Source organism: Brevundimonas sp. UBA2503 (assembly GCF_002341485.1).
GTDB lineage: Bacteria > Pseudomonadota > Alphaproteobacteria > Caulobacterales > Caulobacteraceae > Brevundimonas > Brevundimonas halotolerans.
Genome location: NZ_DDOD01000023.1, coordinates 1 through 25251 on the forward strand (window position 1 = coordinate 1; position 25251 = coordinate 25251).

Genomic DNA, 25251 nt, shown 5'->3' on the forward strand with positions numbered 1-25251 from the left:
CCTTCTTGGAAACGACAGCTAGACGTCGAACCTGACCCCCTGCGCCAGCGGCAGGCTGGCGGAGAAGTTCACCGTCTGGGTCTGGCGCCGCATATAGGCCTTCCACGCGTCCGAGCCGCTCTCGCGCCCGCCGCCGGTGTCCTTTTCGCCGCCGAAGGCCCCGCCAATCTCGGCGCCGGACGGGCCGATGTTGACATTGGCGATGCCGCAGTCCGAGCCCCAGGCCGACAGGAACTGTTCGGCCTCTCGCAGCCGGTCGGTGAAGATGCAGCTGGACAGGCCCTGCGGCACCGCATTCTGCATCGCGATCGCCTGATCCAGATCGCGCCAGGTCATCACGTACAGGATGGGGCCAAAGGTCTCGTGCCGGACGATGGCGCTCTGCTCCGGCATGCGCACGATGGCGGGCCGGACATAGGCGCCGTCGCGGTCCAGCCGCTGGCCGCCGGTGACCACCTCGCCGCCCTCGGCCACGGCCTGTTTCAGCGCTGCCCCGACCGCGTCCGCCGCCGCCTCATCGATCAGCGGCCCGACCAGCGTGCCCGCCTCGCGCGGATCGCCGACCGGCAGGGTCTCATAGGCCGCCTTCAGCCGGGCGATCAGCCCCTCGGCCACATCCTCATGCACCAGCAGACGGCGCAGCGAGGTACAGCGCTGGCCACAGGTGCCGACGGCGGAGAAGGCGATGGCCCGCACGGCCAGATCGAGGTCGGCGGTTTCGGTCAGGATCATGGCGTTGTTGCCGCCCAGCTCCAGCAGCGAGCGGCCCAGCCGCCCGGCCACATCGACCGCCACCGCCTTGCCCATCCGGGTCGACCCGGTGGCCGACACCAGCGGAATACGCGGATCGCGGGCCAGGGCCTGCCCCACCTCGGCGCCGCCGACCAGCACCTGATTGAGGCCCCCGGGCGCATCCTCGCCGAACCGGGCTACGGCGCGCTCGAACACGGCCTGCACGGCCAGCGCCACCAGTGACGTCTTGTCCGACGGCTTCCAGATCACCGGATCGCCGCACACCAGCGCCAGCGCCGCATTCCACGCCCAGACCGCCACCGGGAAGTTGAAGGCGGTGATCACCGCCACCGGCCCCAGCGGCTGCCAGGTCTCGCGCATATGGTGGCCGGGGCGTTCGCTCGGCAGGGTCAGGCCATACAGCTGGCGCGACAGGCCGACGGCGAAGTCGCAGACGTCGATCATCTCCTGCACCTCGCCGAGACCCTCGGAGGTGATCTTGCTGGCCTCCAGCGTCACCAGCCGGGCCAGATCGTCCTTCGCAATCCGCAGTTCCTCGCCCAGCAGACGCACCAGTTCGCCCCGGCGGGGTGCGGGCACCCGTCGCCAGGCCGAAAAGGCGTCCGTGGCCATGGCAATCGCATCCTCGACCGCTTCCGGCGTGGCTGCGGCAAGCGCGCCCGCCCGCGACCCGTCGACCGGCGAGCGCGTCACCTGACCCGTATCGACCCACTCAGGCTGGACGCCCAGTCGCGTCAGGGTGTCCCGCAGGTCGTTTGCCGCCGATGTCATGGTGTGCCTCTCCAGCCGTTCGGGCCCCGCTTAGCCCGAATCCCGACCGCGTTCACCCTTGCTTCACCCCGTTTCCCAACCGGGCGCTAACGCCCGCGCCCGATACTGCAGGCACCGAAGGAGGGTCCGATGGCGCGCGCACAATTCCAGAAGGGTCAAAAGGTCTGGGTCGAATGTGTGGGCGTCTGGGCCCGCATCGAACAGGTCCAGCCCGTCTGGGCCAAGGGGTTCGATGAGCCGGTGCGGGTCACCTATGATGTGGGTTTGGGACGCGAATTTCTGGCCCAGGAACTGGCGGTCCCGGTCGAGGACGCTAAGGCCGTGTCGGAGGGCGATAAGCGCTGGCGCCTGCTACGGGCCCGTAACAAATGGCAGACGGCCGACGACTGTCCTCACCATCCGTTTCCCGGCACCTATCCGGTCGTGGTCACCGATCCCCAGGACTGGGGCGGCTGGCGCGTGCCGGGCGCAGAATATGACCGCGATCCCGAGCGCATCGAATACCAGGCCCGGCTGATCGCTGCGGCGCCGCGTCTGCTGGCCTTGGCTAACACCATGATCGAGGCCGTCGCCGATGTGCCCGACGACGCCCCGCCCGAAATGCGCCGCCTGGCCGACGCCGCCCGCAACCTCGTGCGTGACGTCACCGAGGTCACGACGGTTGCGCCCGTCACGGAACAATCGACGACCCGGATGTCGAGCCGGTCCGAGCCCCTCCCGGACGCCCCCACCGAGTCCCGCGCGACACAGGCGGCCTGACACCGGTATTCGGTGCCTCGACACCACAAGCCGACGCAGCCTAGATTCCCGCTTCGACGACAGTTCGGGCCGGGAGAAGACGAGTGCGCGCCAGCGAGCGACGCATCAATCCGACGGGGCGCCGCAGGGCGGATCGCGGTCGCGCCTCACCAGCATGGGTGCGGGTGCTGATTCTGGTCGTCGCCCTCGGCGTCGCCAGCTACGTCCTGCTGTTCGGACGGGAAATGGCCCAGCCGGTGCGTGATTCCGATCAGCTGCGCGATCAGGCCATGGTGGCCGAGGCCGGGCGACTGGCCTCCGATACCTTGCTGGGCATCCGCACGGCTGAACTGGCCCTGGCCGGCGCCAGCCGCGACCTGCCCGCCGACATGGCTGTGGCCTTCCTCGATCGCGCCGGCCAGATCGAGATCGCGCGCGGAGCGTCGATCTCCGACTTTCGGCCGCTTCCCGCCCGTGATGCGGCGCCGGTTGCCGCCCCGGACGGGGAGGCGTTGCTGATCCGGCGCACCACAGCCGACGGGCGCGACGCCGTGGCCCGCATTCCCCTGCCGCCTGCCGCCGTCGCCCCCGAGAACGGGCTGCTGGCCCTGCGGGTCGGCCAGACGGTGATCGGTGCGGGGGGGCAGTCGGCAGACCAGACCTCGCTCTGGATGGGCCTGACCGGGGCGGGCCCCGAGGCCGACCGCCGCATCCATGCCGTCATGCCGGACGAGGGTCCCAGCTTCCGCCGGGTCGCAATGCCGGTCGGCGACACCGGTCTGCTGGTCGTAGGGGCGCGTCCCGATGCTGTGGGCGCGACCGCCCTGCTCGACGATGCCTGGGTGCTGATGGCACCGCTGCTGGTCGGCGTTCTGGTCCTGCTGGCGGTGCTGCTGCAACAGGCCCGCTCGGCCCGCGCCGGCCGCGAATGGGCCGAGACCGAGCGCCGCTTCCGCATCGCGGTCGAGGGCGCGCGCTGCGGCGTCTGGGAATGGGATCTCGAACGCGAGGAGGTGATCCTGTCCGACTATATGGCCGTCATGATGGGCGTAGAGCAGGCGGGGCCGATGCCGGCTGCCGCCTTCATCGAACGCGTCCATCCCGATTACCGTGAAGCGCTGACGCATGCTCTCAGGCAGGCCGCAACCTTCGGCGCCTTCGAGGCCAGCTTCCCCGTGCCGGATGACAACGGTCGCCCCCGCTGGATCGATGCCCGCGGCCAGTCGCGAGGCACGCGGGGTGATACCGGCTTTTCGGTCATCCTCGGCGTGGCACTGGACATCACCGAGGAGCGCCGCGCCAAGGCCCAGGCCCAGTCCGCCGAAAGCCGCCTGCGCGACGGCATCGAAAGCGTCTCCGACGCCTTTGTCCTGTTCGACCGGGCGGACCGGCTGATCCTCTGGAACCAGGCCTTCGTCGACACCTTCGGCTTTGAGCCCGGCACGGTCCGCCGGGGGGCGAAGAAGGACGATCTGAACCGTATCGCCGCCCTCGCCATTCATTCCGAACACCCGGCGGCCGGCGGCCGCAGTGGCGCGCGCGAGGTCGAGCTGAATGACGGCCGGTGGCTGCAGCTGGTCGAACGGTTCACCGCCGACGGTGGCACGGTCGTCACCGCCGCCGATATCACCGCCATCAAGCGTCAGGAGGCCGAGCGCCAGCGCGCCGCCGACTCCCTGCGCGCCATGGTCGAGAAGCTGGAAGCGAGTCAGGAGAAGCTCAGCCTGCTGGCCCGCAAGTACGAGATCGCCATGACCCGGGCCGAGGCCGCCAACCAGGCCAAGTCCGAATTCCTGGCCAATATGAGCCACGAGCTGCGCACCCCGCTGAACGCCATCAACGGTTTCTCCGAAATCATGACGGCCGAGATGTTCGGGCCGCTGGGTGACCCGCGCTACAAGGGCTATTCCGCCGACATCCTGAAGTCCGGCCAGCATCTGCTCAGCCTGATCAACGACATCCTCGACATGGCCAAGATCGAGTCCGGCAAGATGACCCTCTATTACGAAGCGGTCTCGGTGCACGACATCTGCGAGGACGCCGCCCGGCTGATGCGGGGCAAGGTCGAGGAAGCCGGACTGACCCTGACGGTCGATGCGCCCGATACCCTGCCCGAGATGCAGGCCGACCACCGGGGCCTGAAACAGGTCATGCTGAATCTGATCTCCAATGCCGTGAAGTTCACCCCCGACGGGGGCCACATCCGGGTCGAGGCCCGCCAGACCGACGCAGGCCTGATCCAGATCGCGGTCAGCGACACCGGCATCGGCATCGCCGCCGAGGATGTGGCACGGCTGGCACGACCGTTCGAACAGGTCGAGGGCCAGCATTCCAAGACGACCCAGGGCACGGGCCTTGGCCTCGCCCTCACCAAATCCCTGATCGAACTGCATGGCGGCGAACTGTGGATCGACAGCGAACCGGGTCAGGGCACGACCGTCGCCTTTACCCTGCCGCTGGTGCCCCCCGCCCAGGCCGACGGCCAGCGCGAAGCCGCCTGACCCTACTCTGCCGGAGCAGCCTCGCGGCGCTCGCTCCGCTCACCCCGGTCCCGACCACCGCCGCGGCCCCGGGGACCATGGCGCGACAGCAGGGGCGCCACGGCGGCGCGTTCCTCAGGGTTGAGGGTGGCCAGCAAGGCCGTCGTGTCATCCTCGATCCGGGCCCGCCCGCGCAGTTCCGCCTCACGCGAGGTGGCCAGCAACGTCCGCACAGCCTCACCGTCATAAGGGGTTTCCAGCGCCCGGCTCAGCGCCGCCTTGCGGGCCGTGCGCGCCTCCTCAAAATCAGGACGGGCTGACAGGGCCGACTCGCGCAGCGTGGTTCTGACGCGAGACTGCGTCTCCGGCGACAGGGCCCCTACGGCCTCCCAAGGGCTGTTGCCGCTGCGGCCGGGCCGACGCTGGTCCTCGACCCGGCTCTCGATCCGGTTCAGCGACACAGCCATAGTGGCCACGGCCGCCAGGGCGAACACATTGATCAAGGCCAGAACGATCAGGCCGACCTTCATCGCACGCGCGCTCATCCCAGCACCTCCGTATCGTCGATCCCGCTCAGGGTCGCCTGATAGAGCACGGCGTCGGCCTGCACATCGGCGGTCAGCCGGTCGCTCAGGGTCACCCCGAACATCACCCCGGCACAGGCCGCCGCCATAAGACCGGACGCCAGCCGGACCCGGTCCAGTCCGAAGCTCGGCAGGCGGAAGCCCCGACCGCGGCGCGCAGGCGTCAGCGCCGCCTCGGCACCCTTCAGCGCCCGGGCAAAGGCGGCTGCATCCGGCAGCGGCGCCGCATGGCCCACCAGACCCCGATCCAGCGCCCGCGCCTCGGCGAGTACCGCTTGCGCGGCCTCGCCGGCCTGTTCGGCATAGACCAGCGCCGCGTCACGCTCGGCCTCGGGCCAGCGCGCCGGATCGGCCCCATAGGCCTCGACGATCGCCTGAAAGCGTTCGGCCTTCATCATCTCTCTCCTTCAGAGGCCGGATTGAGGTCGGACAATGCCAACCGCAACGCCCGCCGTCCTCGCGACAGCAGGCTCTCCAGAGCCTCGACACTCACACCCATGATCCCGGCGGCCTCGATATTGCCGAGCTCCTGATAATGACACAGCACCACGGCCTCGCGCTGCCGTTCGGGCAGGGCCTGCAGCGCCGCATCGACCCTCAGCCCCACGTCCCGCGCCATCAGGCCGCGATCCGGGGCCGCCACGTCGTCCACCTGTTCGGGGACGGCGTCGGTGGCAATCTCGCGCCGTTTCCGTAGCCGGTCGTAGCAGAGGTTCATCGCCACCCGGTGCAGCCAGGTATCGAATTTCGCCTTGCCGGGTTTCCAGCGCGGGGCCTGTTTCCAGGCCCTCAGCAGGGTTTCCTGCGCTACATCCTCGGCCTCGACCGGATCGCCCAGCAGCCGTCCCGCCAGCGCCATCATGCGCGGCAGCTTGACGGAAACCAGGGCCTGGATGGCCTCCGGGTCGCCCCGGGCCACCCGGGCCACCAGTTCCTGATCGGGGTCGGCGATCACGGGCAAACGGTTGTCCTGTCTCGCAAAAGACTGAGGGCCGTCGATCCGGGATCGCCTCGCCCGACATTCACCCTACTCCGAAGACGCCGCCGCTTGCGAGCGACGCTGTTGACGGCGTTCGCGGCGTTCTTCCCGCATGCCCTGACGGGCCGCCTGACGTTCTTCGGCGGTGACAAAGCCGTCGCTGTCGGCATCCAGACGGGCAAAGCCCTCGGTCAGTCGGGCCTCGGCCTCGGCGATTACCACCGGGCCGCGTTCGCCGCGACCGCCTTCACCGCCCCAGCGCTGACCCCGGCCCGGGCCGCGCATACCGCGACGAGGACCCCGATCGCCGCGTTCAGCGCGACGCTCGCCGCGGGCTTCACGGGCGGCATCATATTCCGCCCGCGTCACAGCGCCATTACCGTCGGCATCCAGACGGGCAAAGTGGTTGTCGGCACGCTCGGCCTGACGGGCCTCACGGGCGGCGGCCATTTCTTCCGGCGTAACCGTGCCGTCGCCATTGGCGTCGACCGCCGTCAGGCGGGAAACACGCCCGGCCACGAACTCGGCCTGGCTGATACGCCCGTCACCGTCGGCATCGGCGCGGGCCATACCGCGATCCTGTCGGCCGGGATCCTGCGAAGGCGCCTGCTGGGCCACTCCCACGCCGGCGGATACCACCAGCGCCACAGCGGCTGCGCCGCCGATCCAGATAGATTTTCTCATGGGTCTTGCTCCTTGATCGTCAGATCGGACGTCCCCTTGTCCAGTCCGTCTAACGCAGGAGCCCTCAGGATTCCGTCGCGACGGGTGGAAGCACGGTTTCGAACCGCGCCCGGGCCCGCTCGCGCAGGGCCACAAGATGGTCCTTCAGCCCCACCAGATCGCCCTGCCCGCCCACCTCGGCCAGCCGCGCCTGCAGGCCGGCGGGCTCATCCTCGGGCACAGGTTTTTCATTGAAGGAACAGGCAAAGATCTGGGCGATCCCCTGTTGCGTGCGCCAGGCCTCGGCCAGTTCGGGATCGTCGGTCAGGGCCTCCAGCGTCGAGACCGTCAGGGCCTCCCCCGCCCCGGCGCGCAGCAGCTGCCGGTACTGGGCCACGAACTCGGCATCGACCAGCCCGCCTGCGACCCGCTTCAGGTCCCAGAAGCCGCCAGACGGCAGATCGCGCATCATCCGGTCGCGCATCGCCCGCACATCATGGGCCAGTGTCCCGAGCGTGCGCCCATGGGCCCGAACTACGTCCTCAAGCACGCCAGCGACCCGCGCGCCAAAGGCCGGATCGCTGGCCCAGACCACCCGCGCCCGGGTCAGCACCATGAACTCCCAGGTGTCGGCCTCGCCGGCATAATAGTCGGACAGCCGCGCCAGCTTGACCGACAGCGGCCCCTTGGAGCCCGACGGCCGCAGCCGCATGTCGACCTCGTACAGTCCCCCCTGACTGGTATGGGCCGACAGCGCCGCGATCAGTCGCTGGGTAAACCGCCCGTACCAGGTCTCGGGCGGCAGGCCCCGTCCTTCCGACAGGGCGTCGGCGGGGGCCTCATGCACGGTGATCAGGTCGAGGTCCGAGGCACCCGTCATCTCGCGCGAGCCCGCCTTGCCCAGCGCCACCACGGCCACCGACCCGTCGATCCGCCCCGACTGGCGGGTCACCTCGACCAGCGCCGCCTGCGCCAGCGCCTGGATCGAGGCATCGGCCAGCACCGTATAGGCCCTTCCCGCCGCCTCGACATCGGCTCGCCCGGTCAGGGTCTGCAGGCCGATGCGGAACCGCTGGTCCCGGTGCAGACGCCGCACCGCATCCATGGCCGTCTCGAAATCTTCGGCCGCAGCCGCCTCGGCCCGCATCTGGTCGGCCACACCGGTGTCGGCATCCAGCGGGGTCTGGAAGCGGGTGTCCAGCATACTGTCCAGCGCCGCCGGATCCCGGCCCAGCGCCCGCGCCAGCCGCGGCGCCCAGGCCATGACCCGCACGATCAGATCGAACAGGGTCGGCTGGTTCAGGAACAGGGCCTGGATCTGTACCCCCGCCGACAGGCCGGAAAAGAACACGGCGAACCGGCGAAAGGCCTGATCCGGTGCCCCGGTCGCGGCCAATGCCTCCAGCAGGCGCGGCGCCAGCCGGGTGAACAGCTCACGCCCGCGCGCGCTGCGGGTCGCGGGGATGCGCCCGTGGTGCCAGCTGCGGATCATGTCCGACACCGGTGCCGGTTCGGCAAAGCCCATCCGCTCCAGCGTCGCCAGTGTTTCGGGATCGTTCTCGACCCCGGTGAAGACCAGACTGCCATAGTCCGACGACAGCGACTCCTCGCCCTCGAACAGGTCGCCGTACAGGCGGTTGACCTCGGCCAGCAGAGCCTCGACCGAGGCGTCGAACGCCGCCAGATCGGCCTCGCCCGACAGGGCCGCGACCGCGCGTCGCCGCACGTCATCGACCGGCAGGGCATGGGTCTGCTCGTCGGCCAGCATCTGCACCCGGTGCTCCAGCCCGCGCAGCCGGACATAGGCCTCGCTCAGGGCCGCACGCGTCGCCTCCGGCACATGGCTCGCGCGGGTCAGGGCCTCCAGCGCCGGCAGGGTCGCCGACAGCCGCAGCGCCGGGTTACGCCCGCCCAGGATCAGCTGCTGGGTCTGGGCATAGAATTCGATCTCGCGGATACCGCCCCGGCCCAGTTTCAGATTGGCCCCGGCCGCCTCCAGCCCCTCACCCGTCTTGTGCACATGGATCTGCCGCTTGATCGACTGCACATCCAGAATGGCCTGATAATCGAGGCTGCGGCGCCAGACGAACGGCACCAGGGCCTCAAGGAATTCGTACCCCGCCTCTCGGTCGCCCAGCATGGCGCGTGCCTTGATAAAGGCCGCCCGCTCCCAGTTCTGGCCGACGCCCTCATAGTAATCCAGCGCCATGGGCACGGCGACGACCGGCGGGGTCGAGGACGGATCGGGCCGCAGCCTCAGGTCCACCCGGAACACATAGCCGTCGCCCGTGCGCTCGGTCAGCAGGGCGGCAAAGGCCTGGGCCGCCCGGTCGACCGTGCGCTGCATCTCCTCGCCCTCGGCCAGCGCCCCGGCCAGCCGCTCCGGATCGTAGAAGAGCGAGATGTCGATATCGCTGGAATAGTTCAGCTCCAGCGCGCCGTGCTTGCCCATGGCCAGACCGAACAGGCCGGGGATCGGATTGTCCGGGTCGGGGTCTGAAACCAGCCGGTCCCGCTCGCGCAGATCATGGGCGACGGCCCGGAGCGCCGCCTGTGACGTCGCATCGGCAAAGCGCGACAGGGCCCCGGTGACCGCGCCCAGGTCCCAGACTCCGCCCAGATCGGCCAGCGCCGTCAGCAGGTGCAGGTCGGCCTTGGCCAGCCGCAGCGGACGCTTCATCTCATCCGTACCGCCGGTCAGGGCCCCGGTCCGCATCAGGATATCGGCAAGGCTCGCCTCGGGGCTGACCTTCAGCATCTCGCCCAACGCCTCCGGCCGCCGCCGGGCCAGCGAGGCCAGATAGGGCGAGGCGGCAAACACCGGGGCCAGCGCCGGCCACGCGGTGTCCAGCACAGGCCCGAGACCGGCCTCGACCAGCTGCGCCTTCAGCGTCGCCAGCCCCGGCGCCTCCAGCGTCGGCCCGCATGGGCGGATCCGGTCGGCCAGGGCCTCACCAACGGGTGACGTCATGGCGCGGCGGCCAGCACCAGCGCCACCCTCAGGCCCGGCCCGTGGCCGTTATAGACCCCCGGCCCCTCATCCAGCTGGATGCGGCCGTTGTGGGCCTCCATCACCGCCCCGACCAGCGCCAGCCCGAGGCCCGAGCCCGGCTCGGTCCGGCTGTTGTCCAGACGCACAAAGCGCTCGATCACCCGCTCCCGGTCTTCCTCGGGCACACCCGGCCCGGTGTCGGTGACCGAAAACTCGATCTCACCCGAGGACCGCCTCCGCGCGCGCAGCTTCACCGCTCCGCCCTCCGGCGTGTATTTGATGGCATTGTCGATGATGTTGGCCAGCGCCTGGGTCAGGAAGGGTCGGTTGGCCATGATCTCCAGCCCGCGCTCGATCTCGGCCGAAAACTCCAGCCCCTTGTCCTCGCCGGCGGGCTCGTAAAGCTCGGCCAGATCGGCGGCCAGGTCTGCGGCGTCAAAGCGTTTGGCGTCCGGGATCCGGCCCGAACCCGCCGCCGCCTGCAGCCGCGCGATGGCCAGCACGGTGTTGAAGGTCTTCAGCAGATCGTCGGCTTCCGACAGGGCCAGCTCCAGCGCCTCGGGGCCACTGACCTTGCCCGCCTCGGCATCGATCAGCGCCACCTCCAGCTTGGCGCGCATACGCGTCAGGGGTGAGCGCAGGTCGTGAGCAATCGCGTCACCCGCATGACGGATCGAGGCCATGGACGCCTCCAGCCGGTCCAGCATGCCGTTCAGCCCCTGACCCAGCTCGTCCAGTTCGTCGCCCGAGCCGCGCACCCCCACCCGGGCCTTCAGGTCGCCGTCCTGCACAGCCAGCACGGTCCGGTTCAGCCGTCCCATGGCCCGCTCCAGATTGCGGCTGACCAGCAAGCCGCCTATCAGGCCCAGCAACACGACGATCCCCATCGCCCCCCACAAGGCCTGGGTCAGCCGCCCCAGATAGGCCTCTGTATCCCCCAGCGACTGGCCGACGAACAGCTGCTCGCCGCCGCGCAGGGTCATCTGCACCCCGCGCGACTGGGGCCTCACCACCCGCCCGTCCGGCAGGGTGTCGGTCATCGGAAAGGTGTGCCAGACCGTGCCGCCCTCATAGTCCTGAATGGGCGAGACATTGAGGCTGCCGGTCACCCGGTTCCCCTCGGCGTCGATGAGCAGATACAGGAAGTTGTCGCGGGTCAGGGTTCGGTCGATGACCGCCATGTTCAGAGCGTCAAAACCCCGCGCATCATAGATGCCGGTCAGGGTGGTGACCTCGGTGCGCACGGCCTCCTCGGCCCTCAGCCGTGCCTCATTGGCCGAGGCCACATAGACCCACGCCAGCACCGCCGCCGCCGCTGTCGCGAACAGCGCCAGAAACAGCAGCGTCAGCCGAAACGGCGTCCGCCGGAAGAGCGACGGCAGGCGCATGGTCCCGGCCTATGCCTCCAGCCGGTATCCCGCGCCGCGCACGGTCTGCAGCATGGCCTTGTCGAAGCCCTTGTCGATCTTGGAGCGCAGGCGGCTGATGTGGACGTCGATGACATTGGTCTGGGGGTCGAAATGGTATTCCCAGACCTTCTCCAAAAGCATGGTGCGGGTCACCGACTGGCCGGCGTGGCGCATCATGAACTCCAGCAGCTGGAACTCGCGCGGCTGCAGATCGATCTCCTGACCGGCGCGGGTCACATCGCGGCTGATCAGGTTCATTTCCAGATCACCGACCTTTAGCACGGTCGCCACCGACCCGGTCTCGCGCCGTCGCGACAGGGCCTCGACCCGCGCGATCAGCTCGGCAAAGGCATACGGCTTGACCAGATAGTCATCGGCCCCGGCCTGCAGGCCGGTCACCCGGTCCTCGACCTCGCCCAGCGCCGACAGGAACAGCACCGGGGTCTGGTCGCCGTTCTTGCGCACCGTCTCGACCATGCCGACGCCATCGAGGCGCGGCATCATCCGGTCGACGACATAGACGTCATAGCCGCCCTTCTGCGCCTCCAGCAGGCCAAAGGCCCCGTCCACGGCATGGACCACATCGTGCCCCGCCTCGGTCAGGCCCCGAACCATCGCCGTCGCCGCTTCGGCGTCGTCCTCGACCACCAGAATGCGCATCGCCCTCTCCCTTCGTTCCCGCACCGGCGGGATTCGTCCCGAATAATAGCCGATCCCGGCCCTTTTGCCTTACTGCGTTGTCGCCGGGGCCCGGGACCGTGTCGCTGACTGTCGGGGGACATCCAGCAGCACAGGACCGTTTCCGTCCGGCGACCACGCCAGAATGAAGAACTCCTCGCGACCCGCCGCCCGCGCCCGGGCGATCTCGGCCTGAATGTCGGCAATGCTGCGCACCGGGGTCACCCCGGCCTGCAGAATGACGACGCCCGGCACGAAACGGCTCTGCCCGATCCGCGCCTCGGCCACCACGACCACGCCATTGACGTCGGCAGGGATGTCGTATTTCGCGCGCAGTTCGGAGGTCATCGGAGCCACGGTCAGCCCGGCCAGGGCCTGCCCCGGGCTGGCTTCGGGCACCGGACGGCGCGACGGTGCCTGCTGCGCATCCAGCTCAGACTGTGGCGGACGCTTCGCCGCCTGTACGCGGGCGACCAGCCGCCGGTCGCCGCGCAGCACCACCACTTCCAGCGTGTCATTGACCGCTGCGGCGCCGACCTTGCGGGTCAGATCGGTCGAATCCACGACCGGCTGCTCGTTCAGCTCAACCACGATGTCGCCCGGCCTCACCCCGCCGCGGGCGGCGGGACCGCCCGGCGTGACGTCGATGATCAGGGCCCCGTTCTGCTGCCGGTCCACGCCCATGGCTTCGCGATAGGGCTCGAGATCACCGATGGTCACCCCAAGGTATCCGCGCTCGATCTGTTCGCCGCGCATCAGCCGGTCGGTGATGGTCTTGGCGGTATTGGCCGGAATGGCAAAGCCGATACCGATCGAGCCGCCGGTCGGCGAGAAGATGGCGGTGTTGACGCCGATGACCCGGCCATAGATGTCAAAGGTCGGCCCGCCGGAATTGCCCCGGTTGATGGCCGCGTCGATCTGGATGTAGTCGACATAGTTGCTGGACACGTCCTGCAGGTCGCGCGACTTGGCCGAGACGATCCCCGCCGTCGCCGTGCCGCCCAGGCCGAACGGATTGCCGACCGCGATCACCCAGTCGCCGACGCGCGGCTCGGCCGACTCCTCGAAGCTGACATAGGGGAAACGCCCGCCATCGACCTTGATGACCGCCAGGTCCGTGCTCTCGTCACGCCCCACCAGACGCGCGGGCAGTTCGCGATTGTCGGCCAGCCGGACGGTGATCTCCTCTGCATTGGCGATCACATGGTTGTTGGTGACTATGTATCCGTCTTCCGAGATGAAGAAGCCCGAGCCCGCACCCAGAGTCGTCTCGCCTTCGGGAGCCTCACCCTCGGGTCCCTCGAACTCGAACGGCAGGCCGGGAATCTGGAAGGTCTGCGCCTCGCCACGCGGCACGCGCGTCCGCACGTCGATCTGCACGACCGCCGGGGCCACCTGGGTAAAGATGTCGGCAAAGCTGACCGGCGCACCGGGCGGTGGACCAAAGGCAGCCCCCGGCGCACCCGCCGACGGCGTGATCGGGCCGCTGACCGACAGCAGGCTGCCGTCCATCCCCGGCCAGCGAATCAGACCGCCTGCCGTGGCGACGACCGCCACCAGCAGCCCTGCGGCCGCGCCTATGATGAACTCCTTGCGCTTCAACATCCGGTTCCTGTTCGATCGACCGCGCCGTCCGAAATCGGACCGGCACTTCCGTGACGATATAGGCCCTTATCCCCGATCACCAATCGCCGCGATACGGCAAGATCGGTGACGGCGGGCATCAGGACGTGCCGTCGCGTGTTTTTGGCGGCGAAGTTGCGTCATCTTCAGGGCCAGTTCTTGCCGCCTTGAGAAGATTGTCGACCCGCGTTCGTTCCGCCGTTGTCAGATCGGCGTCCGGCTCGATCTGCCCCGACCGCCTGCGCGCGAACCAGACCAGCACCCCTGCGCCGCCCAGCACCAGCACCAGCGGCAGGCCCCACAGCAGCAGGGTGCCGGGCCGCACCGGCGGAGTGAACAGCACATAGTCGCCATAGCGTGCCACCAGACCGTCGCGGACCTCGGTATCGGTCTGGCCCTCGGCGATCCGGTCGCGCACCCAGCGCCGCATGTCCGATGCCACCCCCGCCGGCGAATCGGCGATCGACTCATGCTGGCAGACGACGCAGCGGATATCCTCGAACAGGGCCTGGGCCCGCGCTTCCTGTTCCGCATTGGCCAGCGGACGATCGGGCGTGGCCGGCGGCTCCTGCGCCAGCGCCGGGCCGGCCAGTCCCAGCATCATCGCAAGGATCAGCAGCCGCCTCATGCCGGAGACCTTTTACGCCGGGTCGTGTCCACGGTCCGCAGGCGGCGGTCCAGCAGCGACAGCAGCCCGCCCAGCGCCATCAGCACCGGTCCGAGGAAGATCAGCCGCGCCCACGGGTTCCAGTTCATCCGCACCGTCCAGGCCCGCTCGCCGCTGTCGCTCAGCCGCCGCTCGCCCAGCACCAGATAGACATCGTCCAGTCCGTGGAAACTGAGGCCCACCTCGGTGGTGGTCTGGCCGCCCGCCGGGAAGAACCGCTTTTCAGCCCGCACGGTCTCGGGCCGCCCGCCGCCCAGCGCCTCAACCTCCAGCGTGGCACTTTCGGCCAGGTAGTTGGGGCCCTCGATGATCTCGACCGAGCGCAAAGTCGCCTGATACGGCCCGGCGGCGATCGTCTGGCCGACCTCGAGCGGACGCGCCGCCTCGACCTTCAGCCCCGTCTCGACCACGGCGCCCAGTACGAACAGGCCCAGCCCCGCGTGGGCCGCCGTCATGCCCCAGGCCGCCAGCGGCAGGGCGCGCGTGCGCCGCCCCAGCTCGCCCGGCGTCCGCTTGCCGAACAGGCGGATGCGCTCGGCCAGCTCGGCCAGCGCCCCCAGCACCAGCCAGGCCCCCAGCGCCAGACCCGCCCCCGTCAGCGCCTGACGCGGCTGGAACAAGCCCCAGACAACCAGCGCGAACACCAGCGACAGGCCCGCAGCCCAGGCCAGCCTCTGCAGGGCCCCGATCAGGTCACCGCGCTTCCAGGCCAGCAGCGGCCCCATCGGCAGGATGATCAGCGCCATGGCCATCAGCGGCGTGAAGGTCACGGCGAAATAGGGCGGCCCGACCGAGATCGTCGCCCCGCCTGCGGCTTCAAGGACCAGCGGATACAGGGTCCCGACCAGCACCGTCGCCGCCGCCACCGACAGGAACAGATTGTTGACCACCAGCGCGCCCTCGCGGCTGATCGGGGCGAACAGGGTCTTGCCGGTCAGCTGTCCGGCCCTGAGCGCGAACAGGGTAAAGGCCGCGCCCGCCGTCAGCCCCAATATGCCCAGCAGCATCAACCCACGCTCGGGATCGACGGCAAAGGCGTGGACGCTGGTCAGCACGCCCGATCGCACCAGAAACGCCCCCAGCATCGACAGGGAAAAGGCCACCAGCGCCAGAAACACCGTCCAGCCGATCAGGGCCCCGCGCCGCTCGGTCACCACCGCGCTGTGCAGCAGGGCCGCGGCCGCCAGCCATGGCATGAAGCTGGCGTTCTCGACCGGGTCCCAGAACCACCAGCCGCCCCAGCCCAGTTCGTAATAGGCCCAGAAACTGCCCAGGGTGATCCCGGCGGTCAGCAACGCCCAGCTGGCCAGCGCCCATGGCCGGATCCAGCGCCCCCAGGCCGGCCAGAAGCCCGCCCCCGGCCGTCCCTCGATCAGCGCCGCCACCGCCAGCGAGAAACACACCGACAGGCCGACATAGCCGCCGTAGAGCAGGGGCGGGTGCAGGGCCAAGGCCGGGTCCTGCAGCAGCGGGTTCAGCGACGCCCCCTCAACCGGCACCGGGCTCAACCGCACAAACGGGTTCGAGGTGAACAGCACAAAGGCCAGGAACAGCGCGCCCAGTCCGCCCTGCACGGCGACCGCCACAGCCTTCAGACCGAACGGCAGACCGGCCTCCCCCGTCCGCGCCCGCGCCAGAAGGGCACCAAAGCCGGTCAGGACCAGACACCACAGGACCAGCGACCCCTCGTGGCTGCCCCAGGCCCCGGCCACCTTGTAGAGCATCGGCTTGTCGGTATGGCTGTTCAGCGCCACGTTCGAGACCGAAAAGTCCGAAACAACAAAGGCGTAAATCAGCACGCCAAAGGCCAGTCCCACGGTCAGAAAGGCGGCCAGACCGGCGCCCTCACCAGCTCCGGCCAGCACCGGGCTGGACCGCAGGCGTCCCGCGACCGAGGCCACCACCTGCAACCCGCTCAGCGCCAGGGCCAGACACAGGGCAAAGGCCCCCAGTTCGACGATCACGGCTGAACCTCGCCCGCTTCAGGACGCCACTCGCCGCGTTCCTTCAGCCGTTCGGCCACCTCGCGCGGCATATAGGTCTCGTCGTGCTTGGCCAGCACCTGACGCGCGACAAAGGTGCGGTCGGGGCGGAATTCGCCCTCGACCACCACGCCCTGCTCTTCCTTGAACAGGTCGGGCAGGTCGCCCTCATAGATGACCAGCGTCGAGGCCGCATTGTCGGTCACCCGGAACCGCACCTGACCACCCGGGTCGTGTTCGACACTGCCCGCCTCGACCAGACCGCCCAGCCGCATGGCCCGACCGACCGGAGCCGCTTCCTCGGTGGCCTCGGACGGCGAGACGAAAAAGGTCACCGTATCCTGCATGGCCCACAGGCTCAGCCCCACGGCCACGGCCAGCACAGGCGCAGCGGCCATCAGCACCCACACCCGCCTGCGGGCCTTCGGCGATTTCGGCATCCAGCCCATCAGCCGTCACTTCCCGACAGCGACGGCAGGCGCGATTCCAGATCGACGCGCCGGGGATCCGTGGGGGCGAGCGCCGCGATCAGCGGGCTCCACAGCTCATGCACCCGGGCCCCCTCGCCGCGCTGAAGCGCCAGTTCACCGAGGAAATAGCGCGCACCCAGCTGGCCGGGGTCCAGCTCCAGCGCCCGCAGGAAAGCCATCTCGGCGTCGGTTCCAACCTCACCCTCCTGGGTCTGCACCAGCGCCTCACCCAGCCGCGCCCAGGTCTGCGCATCGTCGGGCCGCAACATCGCGGCCCGACGCAGGGCCGAGGCGGCGCCAATCGGGTCACCGGCCTCGAACCGGGCCGCCCCCAACAGGGCCTGGGCCTCGAAATTCTCAGGCTGGTTCGCGGCTTCCCGCTCCATCACCGCGGCCAGCTTAGGGGCATCCAGCATGCCGGGCGTCTCGGCCCATTCCGCAACCCGCCGGGCATAGGGCTGGTCTGCAACACCCGGACTGCCCCCGCCGATGTAGAGGGCCAGCGCCGCCAGCGCCGTCGCCCCCGTCCCGGCCAGCACCCAGCGCGCCTGACGCAGACGCGCCGCTGCGTCGATCAAGGGGGCAGAGACGCGGTCGCCCTCCTCCAGATGCCGTCGCGCCACCTCGGCCCGGGCGGCCTCCAGCTCGGCTCCCGCCAGCACGCCGCGCGCGGCCATCCGGTCCAGTTCCTCAAGGTCTCGGGCCAGCGCCCGGCCCCGCGCCGCCTCGTCCTCTTCCGGACCGGACGCAGCTGCGCCCCCGGCCGCACCGGCGGTGCTCAGGATCAGCAGCCCGGCTAGCGCGCAGGCCAGTCCCGTCAGGGTCCAGAAGATCAGCATGCCCGGCGTTTAGCCGATCAGGCGGCCTCGGGCGAGGCCCCGCGCACCTCGGTGCCGTGAATCGTCGCAGCGGCGCGGCGTCGCACCGTGCGGGCGGCCTCCTGCGCATCCAGATGGGTCAGCAGGCGGGCAACCGCCTCCATCAGGGCCAGCGCCCGGTCCGGATCCTCGACCTCGCCGCCATGGATCAGGTCGAAGGCCTCGTCGGCATAGCGACTGAGCATCTCGGTCAGGGCATCGGCCTGTTGCTTGCGGTCCGATTCACAGCCGAACACCGCCGCTGCAGGCCGCAGCGCGCCCAGCAGCCGCAGTTGCACACCGGCCGTCGCCAGCGCCGCAGAGGCCGGATCGCAGTTCAGGTCCGGCACCTTGCGGGTCATCCGCCCGGCCAGCGCTGCACGCGTCATCGGCAGGGCCGCCTCGACAGTCTTGGGCGCGCTCCGAATCGTTTCGGTCAGCCGCCGGGCGACCTTCAGGCGCGCCTCGCGCACGTCCTGGCCCCAGGCGCTGCCGGGCTGCATTCTCAGGGTAACATCCAGTTCGCCGAGCGTGGCCGTGCACCAGTGAATGTCCTCCAGCGCCGCCTCGGCCTCGGGACCCGCCTCCGGTCCGGGGCGGAAGGCGGCAACGCGGGCGGCCCGCACCTCGACCCCGGCGATCAGTCGTTCGACGAAGACCGCCATCTCGGACCCGCTCAGAAAGTCATCGCGTCCCGCCGATCCACTGGTCTGGGTCACCAGCCTCAACACCAGCGCCGCATCCTTCAGATGGGCGAACAGGATGTCGATCAGACGCGGCGCGCCATCCTCGTGAATGGCCGAGGCATCCCGGATCAACAGGCGCAGTTCCGCCAGACTGTCGGCGTCGGGTCGGCCCAGCCAGGATTCCAGATGGTTCAGCGCCTTGCGGGCCAGATGGGCCAGATCCAGACAGCGGGCCAGCATCTCCAGCCCGGATTCGCGCCTTTCCGCAGATAGGCTTGTGGGCCAGACCGCTTCAGGGCGGTCGCGGACTGCGGAAGCGGCGGCGAGGCACAACCGGTCACCAATGATCCCGGCCTCGGGTCCCTCCTTGTCGAGGCGCTCCAGAAGATCGAGCTCGCCCTCGCGCGCCACCGCCCACAGCCGGGGCAGAACCTGTGCCGGAAACGTCAGGGCCTCGATGCCGTCCATCCGCTCCCGGAACATCGGGGTCAGCGGTCCCAGCGCGCGTTCGCGCCGCTGCCGTTCCACCTCGACCTCATTCAGCATGCCGCCCAGTTCCTGGGCCTTGTCGCCCGGCCAGCCGCCGACAGCCCGCCGCAGCCCGTCGAGCAATTCAGGGGGACACAGGGTGATCAGATGCGCCAGGGCGGCGCGGTGCGCGACCGTCAGACCGGCCATTCAGAACTCCACGTGAAACCCACGTCCCACGCAGCCTGGGCGGGCAGGGTTAATATTCCGTCCACCGCGTTACAGGGTTACAGGGTTACAGAGCCGCTCAACCCTCGGCGGCGGGGAGGTCCAGCGCGGCCTTCAACCCACCCATCTCGCTCCGCGACAGGGCCACGCGGCCGTTGTAGGCCCTGGTCAGGTCGTCAACGATCGACAGGCCCAGACCCGAGCCCGGCGCGTCTTCGTCCATGCGGGTGCCGCGCTTAAGGGCGGCCTCCCACTGATCCTCGGCCAGACCCGGGCCATCGTCCTCGACCACCACCACCATCTGGCCCAGCCCGGTCGCCCCGGCGCTGACCCGCACCCGGCGCCTGGCCCATTTGCAGGCGTTTTCGATCAGATTGCCCAGAATTTCCTGCAGGTCCTGCCGTTCGCCCCGGAACATCAGGTCGTCGGGCGCGCGCCAGTCGATCTCGACGTCCTTGGACGCAAACACGCGCTCCAGCATAACCGCCATTTCGTCCAGCACCTCGGCCACGGGCGTGCGCTCCCCCAGGCCCTGGGCGCGGGCAGCGGCGCGGGCCCGGCGCAGGTGGTGATCGACCTGGTCCTTCATCACCCCGCTCTGGCGGGTGACCACCTCGGCCAGCGGATCGTCCCGGCCCTCGGCCTCGGCCAGCATTACCGACAGGGGCGTCTTCAGCGCATGGGCCAGATTGCCGACGTGGGTGCGCTGGCGCTCTACCACTTCGGTGTTATGGTCCAGCAGGCGGTTGACCTGTTCGGCCAGCGGCTGGATCTCCAGCGGATAGGTGCGCTCGATCCGGCCCGAGCGGCCCTTTCTCACATCGGCGATCTCATTCCTCAGCAAGAACAGCGGGCGCAGACCGATTCGCACCTGCATGAACACCGCCGCCACCAGCCCCAGCCCCAGGATCAACAGGGCGATCCAGGTGAAGGTGGCAAAAGCCCGCGTGTCGGCATCAATGTCGGAACGGTCCATCCCGGCCATGAACACCAGCGGTCGCTCGCGCCCCGGCAAGACCTTGACGCTGGCGGCAATCCGCAAGGGCCGATCCACCGGTCCGATAGCCGTGTAGCTGAGCGTCCGTCCCCTCTCCAGACGGCCGGGCATGTCGGTGGGGATCAACAGGTCCTCACCCGCCAGCGACGGCGATCGCTCCAGAATGCGTATCCCGCCGCGACCGTCGAACTCGCCGACCACCCAGTACTTCCCCGACAGGGGTCTGAGCGTGCGCGAATCCTGGATTTCGGCGACCGAGACCCGACCCCCGACCACGGTCGTGGCCAGCACCACCTCGTCTATGGTTTCGGCCAGGGCATAGCCCATGCGGCGCAGGGCGGAGTCCTGATACTGGCTGGTCAGCATCCAGCCCGTCAGCACCAGCGCCACCGCCATCCAGGCCGAGGCCAGCCAGATCAGCCGCCGGGTCAGCGAACGACCGGGGCGCCCCAGGGCTTGCCCGAACGCCTGTCCGGCCCAGGCCTGCCAGGTCACGCGGCCTCGGACTCGCCCGGCAGGGCCGTCAGCCGATAGCCCAGACCCCGCACCGTCTCGATCCGGTCGGCGCCGATCTTCTTCCTCAGCCGCCCGACGAACACCTCGATGGTGTTGGAATCGCGGTCAAAGTCCTGATCGTACAGATGCTCAACCAGTTCGGTGCGGCTGATCACCCGGCCCTGATGCATCATCAGATAGTGCAGCAGACGGTATTCCAGACTGGTCAGGCGCAGCGGTTCGCCGTTCACATTGGCCCGCGCCGCGCGCGGATCCAGCCGCAGCCCCCCGCACGACAGGGTCGCCGAAGCGATCCCCGCCGAACGCCGCAGCAGGGCCCGCAGGCGCGCCAGAAGCTCCTCGGTGTGGAACGGCTTGGTCAGATAGTCGTCGGCGCCCGCGTCGAACCCGGCCACCTTGTCGGACCAGGCCCCCCGCGCCGTCAGGATCAGCACCGGCGTGGTCTTGCCCTCGCGGCGCCAGCGCTCCAGCACCGACACGCCGTCGATCTTGGGCAGGCCCAGATCCAGAACGATCACATCATAGGGTTCGGTATCGCCCAGAAAATGCGCCTCCTCACCGTCGGGCGCGTGGTCAACCGCATAGCCGGCATCGCCCAACGCCGCCTTCAGCTGGCGCGACAGATCGGCGTCATCCTCGACAAGCAGTACACGCATGAAAGCCCCTTATCTCTCGGCGTCGACGCCGATATCGATGACCCGGCCGTCGCGTTGTTCGAACCGGAACACATGCTGGCCGCCGCGCATACCCATATAGCCGACATAGCGCGCCCCGCCTGCACGGGCCTGGGCGATGCGCTGGGCCTCGGCTTCGCTGACGCGGCGCGAGGACTGTTCACGCGGATCGTCCCGGCGGTCGCGACCGCGCGGGTCCTGACGGCCTCGCGGATCCTGATCCTGAAGCATCCAGGCCGGATCGTCCGCCGGGGTGGTGACGGGCGCGGCCAAGGCCGAACCGCCGAACGCCATCACCCCCAGCATGAGGCCGGTGGCGGCGCAGGTCGTCAGGTGATGTTTCAGGGTGCGGGTCATGACAGCGGCTTTAGGCGCCTGGCTCTGAACGGAGGCTGAACGATCAGTCTAGACTTATTTCACCGTCGCGACAGCCGCCTCGCGCGAAACCTGCCCCTTATCCCCTCGCGCGTGAAAAGGCACGGTCATGGAGACGAATTCACCGTGATGAACCAAACCTGAAACGGCCTGTTCAGTTTGGGCTCAGCCGCCGCATGCTTTTCTGCGGTCAACGTCGCCTCCCCGGACGACGACCGTTGAAAGGATACGACCATGATCAAGAAGCTGCTCATCCCCGCCCTCGCCCTGGCCGCCACCTCGGTCGCCCTGCCGGCCGCGGCCCAGAGCTTCAGCATCAGCATCGGCACCACGCGGGCCCCGGCCTACGCCCCCGGCTACGGCTATGACCGCTATGACCGCTATGACCGCTATGACCGCTATGACCGCTATGACCGCAACTGGGTGTCGATCAACCAGCGCCAGCGTCAGCTGGACCGCCGCATCGACCAGGGCGTCCGTAACGGCCAGTTGACCCGCCGCGAGGCCCGGGGCCTGCGCTACGAGTTCAATCAGCTGGCCCGGCTTGAGGCGCACTATCGCCGCAACGGCCTCAGCCGCTGGGAACGCCAGGACCTGGATCGTCGTTTCGATATCCTCGAAGCCCGCATCCGCTACGAGCGTCGCGACCGCGACGACCGCCGGGGCCGCGGCTACCGCTAGGCCATAAGGCGGCGCCCCAAAGGCCCGCCTCCGCAGGCCCCCACCCCTCCCCTCGCAGGGGCCTGCGCCCCGAGGCGCGATCTGAGAAGGTCGCGCCCCTTCTTCTTGGGTAAATGGGCGCGCGACCCGAAGGGCCTCAGTCGGCGCGCTCGACTCGGACGGCGACCTCGTTGCGGCGCAGTCCCGGGAGCGTCCAGGGCGGGTCATAGAACCAGACCACCGGCTCGCCGCGCGGGCTCCAGCCACTGCCGGCCAGAACGGTCAGCAGCTCGGCCTTGCGGGCCTCGACGGCGCTCACGGAACCGACCCCGCTGAACTTCAGAACGGCATAGGTTTCGGCCGGAACGACCACCAGCTCGACGGCGGGGTCGCGGGGAATGGGCAGCTCGTCCATCGTATAGGCCGCCGGCATGAAGAACTGCACCGTCCAGCGGTCCGTGCCCGAGGGCGCCTGGGCCACGGGCGCCGTCATCGCGATGGTCTGCGACTCCCCGCCCCGGGCGTCCGACTGGGCGACGGGCGCGGTCATGGAAATGGACATCCGCTCCGAATTGCCGCCGAAAATATAACCGGCCAGCTTCTGGAACCCCGCATTGCGAGCCTCGCCACTGTCGCCCGAGACAACGGTCTGGGCGGCGATACGGTCGTCATAGCGACGGATTTCCAGATCGCCGACCCGGGCAATCTGCTCAAAGGCGGGCTCTTCCGTTCCGGACCGCATGCCGACGGTGGAGCAGGCGGCCGTCGACAGGGCGGCGGCAAATCCGACAAGGGCTTTCATCATGGCGGGAGTTCCTTTTGATCGCGGACACACCGCGACCGCTTGAAAGCGCACGAAAGCGGCCCACGGGCCACAGAAATATCCGTGGCCCGGGAGTCGACGGACCTATTGCGGCACGGACACCGCGTCGGTGACGTGGATGACGCCGTTCGACTGGATAATGTCGGCCTGGGTCACGGTGGCGACGCCGCCGTTCTCATCGGTCAGGATGACCGAGCCGTCGCGCAGCGATGCGGTCAGGGTGTCGCCCGACAGGGTTTCGATGGCCGCCGAACCGCCGCCGGCCTCGATCAGGCCGATGACATCCGCAGCCGTCACCCGGCCGGCCACCACATGATAGGTCAGAACCTTGGTCAGGACGGCCTTGTTCTCGGGCTGGACCAGAGCCTCGACCACACCGTCGGGCAGGGCGGCGAAGGCGGCATCGGTCGGCGCAAAAACGGTGAAGGGGCCTTCACCCGACAGGGTCTCGACCAGACCGGCAGCGGTCACGGCCGCGACCAGGATGGTGTGGTCGGGCGAGGCCACGGCGGCCTCGACGATCGTCCCGCTCGGGTCCACGGCGACGGCGATCGCCGGAGACGTCACGCCGGGCTGGTGATCGGCAAGGGCGGCCGGCGCGGCGGCGAGCAGGGCGGCAGCGGAAACGGCGCCGGCAAGAGCGGAGAGCTTCATGAGGAGTATCCTGTTGCAATCGCCTCGATGCGATCGCCATCAGGGACGCCTCCCGGCAAGGGCCGGATGCGAAAAAGGCCTGTCGTGCGGCAACCGGCCGCGCCCGGTCCCTCCTACAGACGCAGCTCGACCCCTGTGGGGATGGTCGCGGTCCAGTGCAGGCCGTCCTCGGCGAATTGGAGGTCGACCTCGCCCCCGGTCGCCCCCTCGAACACCCGCGTCAGCAGCATCGACCCAAAGCCCCCGCCCCGCGCCTTGCCCCCGGTCGGACACGGCTTAACCACCGGCCCACCCTGTTCCTGCCAGGACAGGCGCACGTGATCCGGGTCGGACTGGATCCAGCGGACCGCGACCCGGCCCTCCGGCACACTCAGGCTGCCGTATTTGAGGGCATTGGTGCCCAGCTCGTGCACGGCCAGCGACAGATAGGGGGCAATCTTGCCGGGCAGCAGCACCTCGGGGCCCTCCATCTCCACCCGCTCCAGATGCGACAGCTGCCGCGCCAGCAGGTCGCGCAGCGAGAACCGGTCGTCCGACATGCTCATCAAGGCATCCTGGGCTGCCGAAAGCGCGACCAGCCGGGCCTCCACCGCCGCGACGAAGGCCGCGGGCACGTCCGTCGCGCTTGCGGACTGGCGAACGATGGCCTGTACGACGGCGAACACGTTCTTGACGCGATGGCTCAGTTCCTGCGCCAGCACCTCCAGCTTGGTCTCGTTCAGCTTTCGGGTGGTGACATCGAGCGCACTGGCGACCACACCGCGCCGCCCGTCCGGCAGGGTCGATGGCGACGCCTGTACGTCGTACCAAAGTCTCTGCTCGCCGGTCAGGAACGAGATTTCCTCGCTCTGGGTCTGCCCGGTCTCCAGCGTCCGGCGGAGGATCTTTTCAAGCGGCTCCCCGACCTCGGGCCCGATGAATTCCACCGGGGTCTGGCCCAGACAGGCCTCCGGCACATTGTGCCCCCAGACGTATTTCAGCGCCTCGTCATGCTCGGACATGGCCAGACCCGAGATATTGGTGGCCAGGGCGAACCGGTCGGCCGTCGATCGCAGCCGCGCCAGACTGTCCCTCAGCTCCCGATTGCGGTTCGACAGCTCTTCATCGGCCGCCCTAAGTTCCGTGATGTCCTCATTGACCCCGATCATGCCGGCGAAGCTGCCATCCGGGGCGTGGTAGGGCCGGGCCCGCGTCTGCAGCACCCGCACCTCGCCGTCCGCCCGCCGATAGCGCCCCTCGCAGACAAAGGCGTGCTCCCCGGCCATCCCCGCACTGAAGGGCCCGAATACCGCCGCCTGATCCTCCTCCAGCAGGCTGGAGGACCAGTCGAACCGCCCGCAGTCGTCTGGCCCCAGCCCCCAGAACTCCCGCATGGCCCGGCTCAGGAACACACACCGCCCGGTCGTGTCCCCACGCCACAGCATGGCCGGCGATTCCTCGGCCAGCAGCGCCAGACTCGCGTCATCGGGCCCGGGCGCGGTCAAGCGGCAACACCCACATCTGTGATTGTTATTTCCACCCCGG

General features: G+C 69.3%; 23 protein-coding genes. 3 read left to right on the forward strand and 20 right to left on the reverse strand.

Features of this window, described 5'->3' with window-relative positions; genetic code table 11:
* Positions 1-18: 18 nt before the first annotated feature.
* Entirely contained in the window at positions 19-1524 is a 1506-nt protein-coding gene (locus tag B4K74_RS11035) for an aldehyde dehydrogenase family protein (RefSeq protein ID WP_286692971.1), read from the reverse strand.
* 129 nt (positions 1525-1653) lie between these two features.
* On the opposite strand from B4K74_RS11035, the gene B4K74_RS11040 reads away from it, so the two are divergent.
* Both B4K74_RS11040 and B4K74_RS11045 read left to right on the forward strand, forming a co-directional pair.
* Entirely contained in the window at positions 1654-2283 is a 630-nt protein-coding gene (locus B4K74_RS11040) for a hypothetical protein (protein WP_286692972.1), read from the forward strand.
* Between the two features lie 83 nt (positions 2284-2366).
* Positions 2367-4763: a sensor histidine kinase gene (locus tag B4K74_RS11045; protein ID WP_286692973.1), complete on the forward strand. Its 2397-nt coding sequence runs from the start codon at positions 2367-2369 to the stop codon at positions 4761-4763.
* 2 nt (positions 4764-4765) lie between these two features.
* On the opposite strand, the gene B4K74_RS11050 is transcribed toward B4K74_RS11045, so the two are convergent.
* From B4K74_RS11050 to B4K74_RS11125, 16 genes are all read right to left on the reverse strand, one after another.
* Complete coding sequence (locus B4K74_RS11050) at positions 4766-5287, reverse strand: periplasmic heavy metal sensor (protein WP_286692974.1); 522 nt, start codon at positions 5285-5287, stop codon at positions 4766-4768.
* Positions 5284-5721, reverse strand: a complete 438-nt coding sequence (locus B4K74_RS11055) for a hypothetical protein (protein WP_286692975.1) — start codon at positions 5719-5721, stop codon at positions 5284-5286. The genes B4K74_RS11050 and B4K74_RS11055 overlap by 4 nt, the downstream gene beginning before the upstream one ends.
* A complete protein-coding gene (locus B4K74_RS11060; RefSeq protein WP_286692976.1) occupies positions 5721-6287 on the reverse strand; it encodes an RNA polymerase sigma factor in 567 nt (188 codons plus the stop codon). The genes B4K74_RS11055 and B4K74_RS11060 overlap by 1 nt, the downstream gene beginning before the upstream one ends.
* 66 nt (positions 6288-6353) lie before the next feature.
* Positions 6354-6989: an EF-hand domain-containing protein gene (locus tag B4K74_RS11065; protein WP_286692977.1), complete on the reverse strand. Its 636-nt coding sequence runs from the start codon at positions 6987-6989 to the stop codon at positions 6354-6356.
* A 64-nt stretch (positions 6990-7053) separates the two neighbouring features.
* On the reverse strand, positions 7054-9939 hold the full coding sequence (locus B4K74_RS11070; protein ID WP_286692978.1) for a bifunctional [glutamine synthetase] adenylyltransferase/[glutamine synthetase]-adenylyl-L-tyrosine phosphorylase: 2886 nt from the start codon (positions 9937-9939) through the stop codon (positions 7054-7056).
* Positions 9936-11348, reverse strand: coding sequence for a sensor histidine kinase (locus B4K74_RS11075; RefSeq protein WP_286692979.1), 1413 nt, complete (start codon positions 11346-11348; stop codon positions 9936-9938). Before B4K74_RS11075 ends, B4K74_RS11070 begins: the two co-directional genes overlap by 4 nt.
* Before the next feature lie 9 nt (positions 11349-11357).
* The gene (locus B4K74_RS11080) at positions 11358-12029 is read right to left on the reverse strand and encodes a response regulator transcription factor (RefSeq protein ID WP_123287814.1); all 672 of its coding nucleotides are present in this window, start codon (positions 12027-12029) and stop codon (positions 11358-11360) included.
* Positions 12030-12098: 69 nt separating this feature from the next.
* Entirely contained in the window at positions 12099-13652 is a 1554-nt protein-coding gene (locus B4K74_RS11085; protein WP_286692980.1) for a trypsin-like peptidase domain-containing protein, read from the reverse strand.
* 118 nt (positions 13653-13770) lie between these two features.
* Positions 13771-14298 carry a cytochrome c-type biogenesis protein gene (locus B4K74_RS11090; protein ID WP_286692981.1) on the reverse strand — a complete coding sequence of 176 codons (528 nt, stop codon included), beginning with the start codon at positions 14296-14298 and terminating at the stop codon, positions 13771-13773.
* Positions 14295-16301 carry a heme lyase CcmF/NrfE family subunit gene (locus B4K74_RS11095; protein ID WP_286692982.1) on the reverse strand — a complete coding sequence of 669 codons (2007 nt, stop codon included), beginning with the start codon at positions 16299-16301 and terminating at the stop codon, positions 14295-14297. Before B4K74_RS11095 ends, B4K74_RS11090 begins: the two co-directional genes overlap by 4 nt.
* The gene (ccmE, locus tag B4K74_RS11100; protein ID WP_286692983.1) at positions 16298-16768 is read right to left on the reverse strand and encodes a cytochrome c maturation protein CcmE; all 471 of its coding nucleotides are present in this window, start codon (positions 16766-16768) and stop codon (positions 16298-16300) included. Before ccmE ends, B4K74_RS11095 begins: the two co-directional genes overlap by 4 nt.
* Positions 16768-17628, reverse strand: a complete 861-nt coding sequence (gene ccmI, locus B4K74_RS11105; protein WP_286692984.1) for a c-type cytochrome biogenesis protein CcmI — start codon at positions 17626-17628, stop codon at positions 16768-16770. Before ccmI ends, ccmE begins: the two co-directional genes overlap by 1 nt.
* A 17-nt stretch (positions 17629-17645) precedes the next feature.
* The gene (locus B4K74_RS11110; RefSeq protein ID WP_286692985.1) at positions 17646-19010 is read right to left on the reverse strand and encodes a hypothetical protein; all 1365 of its coding nucleotides are present in this window, start codon (positions 19008-19010) and stop codon (positions 17646-17648) included.
* A gap of 97 nt (positions 19011-19107) precedes the next feature.
* Positions 19108-20421, reverse strand: coding sequence for a sensor histidine kinase (locus B4K74_RS11115; RefSeq protein ID WP_286693020.1), 1314 nt, complete (start codon positions 20419-20421; stop codon positions 19108-19110).
* Positions 20422-20516: 95 nt separating this feature from the next.
* Positions 20517-21197 carry a response regulator transcription factor gene (locus B4K74_RS11120; protein ID WP_123287807.1) on the reverse strand — a complete coding sequence of 227 codons (681 nt, stop codon included), beginning with the start codon at positions 21195-21197 and terminating at the stop codon, positions 20517-20519.
* Positions 21198-21206: 9 nt separating this feature from the next.
* Positions 21207-21572: a PepSY domain-containing protein gene (locus B4K74_RS11125; protein WP_123287806.1), complete on the reverse strand. Its 366-nt coding sequence runs from the start codon at positions 21570-21572 to the stop codon at positions 21207-21209.
* A 252-nt stretch (positions 21573-21824) separates the two neighbouring features.
* Between B4K74_RS11125 and B4K74_RS11130 the strand changes: the two genes are divergently transcribed.
* On the forward strand, positions 21825-22271 hold the full coding sequence (locus B4K74_RS11130; protein WP_414630928.1) for a hypothetical protein: 447 nt from the start codon (positions 21825-21827) through the stop codon (positions 22269-22271).
* A 136-nt stretch (positions 22272-22407) separates the two neighbouring features.
* Here B4K74_RS11130 and B4K74_RS11135 read toward each other — a convergent pair whose 3' ends face one another.
* From B4K74_RS11135 to B4K74_RS11145, 3 genes are all read right to left on the reverse strand, one after another.
* Positions 22408-23055, reverse strand: coding sequence for an SOUL family heme-binding protein (locus B4K74_RS11135; protein WP_286692986.1), 648 nt, complete (start codon positions 23053-23055; stop codon positions 22408-22410).
* Between the two features lie 102 nt (positions 23056-23157).
* Entirely contained in the window at positions 23158-23727 is a 570-nt protein-coding gene (locus tag B4K74_RS11140) for a fasciclin domain-containing protein (RefSeq protein WP_286692987.1), read from the reverse strand.
* A 113-nt stretch (positions 23728-23840) separates the two neighbouring features.
* On the reverse strand, positions 23841-25211 hold the full coding sequence (locus tag B4K74_RS11145; RefSeq protein ID WP_286692988.1) for a sensor histidine kinase: 1371 nt from the start codon (positions 25209-25211) through the stop codon (positions 23841-23843).
* Positions 25212-25251 lie beyond the last annotated feature (40 nt).